This is a genomic window from Kitasatospora sp. NPDC059088, assembly GCF_042738155.1.
In the GTDB taxonomy this organism is placed as follows: domain Bacteria; phylum Actinomycetota; class Actinomycetes; order Streptomycetales; family Streptomycetaceae; genus Kitasatospora.
The window spans coordinates 14128-17734 of record NZ_JBHYGR010000167.1 but is presented as its reverse complement, the minus strand read 5'-3'; the positions used below and the strand labels follow the sequence as shown (position 1 = coordinate 17734).

The 3607-nt window shown below is 74.7% G+C and carries 3 protein-coding genes; 2 read left to right on the top strand and 1 reads right to left on the bottom strand.

From position 1 onward, the window contains the following. Positions 1-143 precede the first annotated feature (143 nt). Entirely contained in the window at positions 144-536 is a 393-nt protein-coding gene (locus tag ACFWXO_RS40570) for a ribonuclease (RefSeq protein ID WP_375893679.1), read from the bottom strand. 291 nt (positions 537-827) lie between these two features. Between ACFWXO_RS40570 and ACFWXO_RS40565 the strand changes: the two genes are divergently transcribed. Further along, on the top strand, positions 828-2462 hold the full coding sequence (locus ACFWXO_RS40565) for a carboxyl transferase domain-containing protein (RefSeq protein WP_380531078.1): 1635 nt from the start codon (positions 828-830) through the stop codon (positions 2460-2462). Between the two features lie 552 nt (positions 2463-3014). Further along, positions 3015-3389 (top strand): transglycosylase SLT domain-containing protein, encoded by a 375-nt coding sequence (locus tag ACFWXO_RS40560; RefSeq protein ID WP_375893676.1) that lies wholly within the window; start codon positions 3015-3017, stop codon positions 3387-3389. Positions 3390-3607: the final 218 nt, after the last annotated feature.

The window sequence follows — 3607 nt, the reverse complement described above, 5'->3', positions numbered from 1 at the left end:
CGCGGGGGGGGGGCGCCCGGTGGTGGGCGGGGGGCCCGGGCCGGGGGGGGCCCCGGGGCCCGGCCCCCCGGGCCCCCCGCGGACCCGGGACTCAGCCGCACGTGGACTCAGCCGTACCGGGACTCGATCAACAGATCAGCAGGTCAGCAGGTCTGGTCGATCAGCGAGAACGTGGCGTAGTGGTCACCGGTGTAGTAGTCCTCCTGGGAGGACTCGCCCGTGATGATCCGGCGGGCACCGCGGGTCGGGGCGCCCGGGGTGATGACGGTGTACTCGTGGTAGTACCCGTACGACTGGCTCGGCAGCACGCCCTCTCTGTTCTGGAAGACCACGCCGTCCTGCGAGTACGGGAACGGCCCGTCGGAGGCGATCAGGTTCAGGGTGTCGGTGGCCTGCGACGGCAGCGCGGACAGGCACACCGTGCCGCTCACGTCGGCGTGCGCCTCGGTGGCGACGGCGACGGGGGCGAGGGTCATCAGGGCGACGGCGGTGATGGCGGCAGCGCGGGTCTTCCACGCGCGTAGAGTGCGGGTCATGTCCATCAGTGTGGCGGGCCACCGACAACTCCGGAAGGCTTGAATCAACTTTTTACCGACGGGTAACTCGCTTGTCCCATCTGCGACTTCACCCGTACGCTGGCCGCCGGAGCCGGCCCGCCGAAGCCGTCCACGAACGGTCCGCGCCACCCTTGGGTCGACCGCTGTCGAACTTCCATCCGCCCGCGCTGTCGGGCTCCTCACACCTTCACAGCACTCCCACAGCGCCGCGCCCGCCCCGCATAGAGTGACGGACCGTGCCGGACCGGAACGATCACTGACGGGGTGGACATGGACACGGGCGCGAGCGCAGGGACGAACACGGGCGCAGGGGCGAGCGCGAGCGCAGGCACGAGCGCGGACGACGGCACGGGCGACGGCGGGCGGACCGCCAAGGCCACCGCGCTGACCGCCCACCAGCTGATCGGCCTGCTGGTCGACCCGGGCGGCTTCCACAGCTGGGACGAACCCCCGCCCCTCCCCACCGCCGACCCCGACTACCGCGCCTCGCTCGACCGGGCCCGCGCCCGCACCGGCCTGGACGAGGCCGTGCTCACCGGCCGCGGCCTGATCGACGGCCGGCCGGTCGCCCTGGTCGCCTCCGAGTTCGGCTTCCTCGGCGGCTCGATCGGCGTCGCCACCGCCGAACGGATCACCCGGGCCGTCGAGCGCGCCACCGCCGAACGCCTCCCGCTGATCGCCCTGCCGGTCTCCGGCGGCACCAGGATGCAGGAGGGCTCGGCGGCCTTCCTCTGCATGCTCCGCATCACCGCCGCCGTCCAGGCCCACCGCGCGGCCGGCCTCCCCTACCTCAGCTACCTGCGCAACCCGACCATGGGCGGGGTCTTCGCCTCCTGGGGCACCCTCGGCCAGCTGGTCCTCGCCGAGCCGGGCGCCCGCCTCGGCTTCCTCGGTCCCCGGGTGTACGAGGAACTGCGCGGCGTGCAGCTGCCGCCGGACGTCCAGCGGGCCGAGACCCTGGCCGGGCAGGGGCTGGTGGACGCCGTGGTCCCGCCGCGGGAACTGCGCGAACTGCTGCGCCGCACGCTCGCCGTCCTCGGGACCGTCCCTCCTCCTTATAAGGGCGCCCCTCACCAGGACGCCCCGCTCCTCCCTACGGAGCCTCCAACCGCCACACCCCCCGACGCCTGGGACTCCGTCCGCCGCACCCGCCGCCCCGACCGCCCCGGCACCCGCGAGCTGCTGCGCCGCACCGCCGAGGAACTGGTCCTGCTCGACGCCCCCGGCGGCCACGACGGCGCCCTGGTCCGCGCCCTCGCCGTGCTCGGCGGCCACCCCGTCCTGGTCGTCGGCCAGCAACGGCAGGGCGACGACCGGCAGCGGCAGGACGGCGACCACGAGCGCCCCTTCACCGCCGCCGACCTGCGAGCCGTCCGGCGCAGCGCCCGACTGGCCGAGCAGCTGGGCCTGCCGCTGGTCACCGTGGTGGACACGGCCGGCGCCGAACTGTCGTCCCGGGCCGAGCGGGAGGGCATCGCGGTCGAGATCGCGCACTGCCTGACCACCCTGCTGGCACTGCGCACGCCCGTCCTCGCCGTCCTGCTCGGCCAGGGGTCCGGCGGCGGGGCGCTGGCGCTGCTCCCGGCCGACCGGGTGCTGGCCGCCGGGCACGCCTGGCTGGCACCGCTGCCGCCGGAGGGCGCCTCGGCGATCGTGCACCGGGACGGCGCGCACGCCGCCGAGCTGGCCCGGGCGCAGGGCATCGGCGCCGGGCAGCTGGCGGCGGTCGGCCTGGTGGACGAGGTGGTCCCCGAGCTGCCGGACGCCGCCGAGGAGCCGGCGGCCTTCTGCGCGCGGCTGGGCGCGGCGGTCGCGCGGGCGCTCGGCGAGCTGTCGGCCGCCGGCGAGGCGGACCGGCTCGCCGCCCGGGCGCTCCGCCACCGCCGTCTCGGCGACCTTCGGTGATCCCCGGCGGCCTTTGACGGCCTTCGGTGACCTCCGATCAGGGGACGGTCACGCATCGTGGTCGATTCCTGTGGCGCCGGGCACAGATCGTCAGTACCCAAAGTGCTGTGACCGGACCGTCCGGTGACGGCCGCGCCGCCCAAACGGTGAGTGCGCTCACAGCCGAAAAGCGGCTACGACGGCGGGTAGTGGTGGCCGGGAGCCCCTCGCCGCACCCCCGGACCTCCCGTCGGCCGACCGTCGGCCGACCGCCGTCCGCCCGGCTCGGCCCCGGTCCGAGCACCCCGCCCGAGCCGCCCTTCGAATCCACGGCCACCCTCGCGCCTACGACGGTGCGTCGTAACGAGGGGGTCTTGGCGGCGGCCGATCCCGTCTGGCAACAATGGCTCTCGTCGTCAGCCGCACCGGTTCCTGTCACACCGGTCGACGGCTTACCGCCGAGTCGCGCCCCACAACCGCAACGGCCCCTGTCCGGCCCGTGGTCCTGGGTGGGGCGCGACTCGGCCCAACCTGATTGAGGTCCTGTTCTACATGCCCACTTTCAAGCTCCGTATGCGCACTTCCGCCGCGATTCTCGCTGGCACCGCTGGTCTCACCGCCCTGGGCGCGGGCGTCCTGCCCGCCACCGCGAACGCCGCGACCGCCTCCCCGCAGGCCATCGCCGCCCAGATCGTCCCGGCGAACCAGCTGGCCTCGTTCAGCCAGATCATCTCCCACGAGTCCGGCTGGAACGTGACGGCGACCAACCCGAGCTCGGGCTCGTACGGCCTCGGCCAGGCGCTGCCGGCCTCCAAGATGGCCTCCGCCGGCGCGGACTGGAAGACCAACCCGGCCACCCAGATCAAGTGGGCGCTGGACTACATGAACACCCGCTACGGCAGCCCGAACGCCGCCTGGAACTTCTGGCAGGCCAACCACTGGTACTAAGCCGACCGACCACCGGCGTACCGACGTGACACCCGTCTCCTGACCACTCCCCCTCACCCCGGGGGTCGGACAGGGACCACCGGGGTGACCCGGGAGGGGGGGGGGCCGCGCGCGGGCCCGCGACAACCCCTGGGTGGGGGTAGGGCGGGCCGCGCCGCCCCGGCGGCGCTGACCAACGCGCCCACCCGCGGTGCGGGGCGGGGGCGGACGCGGGGCGC

Excerpts from the sequence above, each read along its gene's own strand:
- ACFWXO_RS40570 (WP_375893679.1), bottom strand. The coding sequence starts at position 536 with ATGACCCGCACTCTACGCGCGTGGAAGACCCGCGCTGCCGCCATCACC.
- ACFWXO_RS40560 (WP_375893676.1), top strand. The coding sequence starts at position 3,015 with ATGCGCACTTCCGCCGCGATTCTCGCTGGCACCGCTGGTCTCACCGCC.
- ACFWXO_RS40565 (WP_380531078.1), top strand. The coding sequence starts at position 828 with ATGGACACGGGCGCGAGCGCAGGGACGAACACGGGCGCAGGGGCGAGC.